The sequence below is a fragment of the Pseudaminobacter soli (ex Li et al. 2025) genome (genome assembly GCF_003012705.1).
Lineage (GTDB): Bacteria > Pseudomonadota > Alphaproteobacteria > Rhizobiales > Rhizobiaceae > Pseudaminobacter > Pseudaminobacter soli.
This window is the reverse complement of the sequence record NZ_PXYL01000093.1, coordinates 1-255: the sequence shown is the minus strand read 5'-3', so window position 1 is coordinate 255 and position 255 is coordinate 1. Positions and strand designations below refer to the sequence as shown.

General features: G+C 63.5%; 1 pseudogene. It reads right to left on the bottom strand.

Features of this window, described 5'->3' with window-relative positions:
* Positions 1-238, bottom strand: a pseudogene (locus tag C7I85_RS30380) (IS110 family transposase); the annotation flags it as partial.
* Positions 239-255: the final 17 nt, after the last annotated feature.

Sequence of the window (255 nt, the reverse complement as noted above, 5' to 3'; positions counted from 1 at the left end):
CGTCGTTGCGGTCAGTCTTGTTGATCTGAGCTGACAGAGCCGCCTTCATGTGCCGCGTCTCGACGCAGATGACCGGGTACCCCGCTGCCGCAAGCCCACTGTAGAGCCATTGCGACAACGGGCCGGCTTCGAGGCCGACCCGCTTGAAATGCCCGCCGATGGAATGGAGCAGAGCGCCGATTGCATCCGGCTCGGTCTCGACCTTGCCCTCCTTGAGGATCTGACCGGTAGCGTCCATGACGCAGACGCTGGTGG